The organism is Mycolicibacterium peregrinum, assembly GCF_001665625.1.
In the GTDB taxonomy this organism is placed as follows: Bacteria; Actinomycetota; Actinomycetes; order Mycobacteriales; family Mycobacteriaceae; genus Mycobacterium; species Mycobacterium peregrinum_B.
On the sequence record NZ_LZSY01000066.1, the window covers coordinates 1 to 1,014 of the forward strand.

The following is a 1,014-nucleotide window of genomic DNA, read 5'->3' on the forward strand; positions in this document are numbered from 1 at the left end:
CGGCCATGGTGGGCTCATGACATCTGGGATCTTGACGCTGATCCCAGAATCCCGCAGCGTGAGCACGAACCCTGCCACGACCAGGTTGCCCGACTCGGCGGGATCGAACCGGCCTGGCTGCGGGAAGGGGTGCGGTTCTGGCTGCGCACCTGCTTGACGGCTGAACTGCTGCGCTGGTCGTCGGTGATCGCGCGCGCCCGCGGCTTCACCCGCCACTTGGGCCCGTTCCTGGCTGAACGCGGGATCGATGATCCGGTGATCAGCACCGACCGGGCGGCGCTGCGGCTGGTGTTCACCGAGTTCACCGAATACCTCAAATCACCTGCCGCGCGGGCCAAACCGGAGCGTCCGCTGTCGGCGGCGACGATCGCGGTCGTCCAGTCCAAGATTCAGATGTTCTACACGTTCATGGTGGACCATGCCGAGGAAGCCGCGGCAGCGACCGGAGATCCTCGCTGGAGCCGGTTGACCGACACCCATACCCGGTTGTGGGGTGCGGCGTTTCGCAGCCGACGCCCTACCGGCGGCCGGGAGCTGACCTGGTTTTCGACCGCCGAGCTGCAGCGGATGCTGTGCTATCTCGACGTGCTGGCCGCCGATGCGGGCAAACCGGTGGTCATCACCCATCCCGATTCCACCATCTCGGTCGTGGCTGGTCTCGGCGATCCGCAAGCGGCCCGGATCTGGCTGCTGCAAGCGTTGACCGGGCGCCGGGCCTCGGAGATTCTGATGCTCGATTTCGACCCGCTGCAGCCGATCCCGGGGCATGACCGCCCCGCGGGAGCCACCGACGTTCCCGATGGGTTCGTGGCCAAACTGCGTTACCAGCAGACCAAAGTCGACGGGGTGGTGCCCACCATTCTGGTCGAGCAGGCCGTGGTCAACGTGATCAGCGAACAGCAAGACTGGATCCGGCGGCGTTACCCGGATTTGGAGACGAAGTACCTGTTCCTCGGGGTGCGCTACCAGCACCAGGGCCAACGACCACGCAGCTATGACTCCTACAGGCCGATC

General features: G+C 65.8%; 1 pseudogene. It reads left to right on the forward strand.

Annotated features, from left to right (window positions below):
* Positions 1-1,014 (forward strand): annotated as a pseudogene (locus A5779_RS08810) (tyrosine-type recombinase/integrase); the annotation flags it as partial.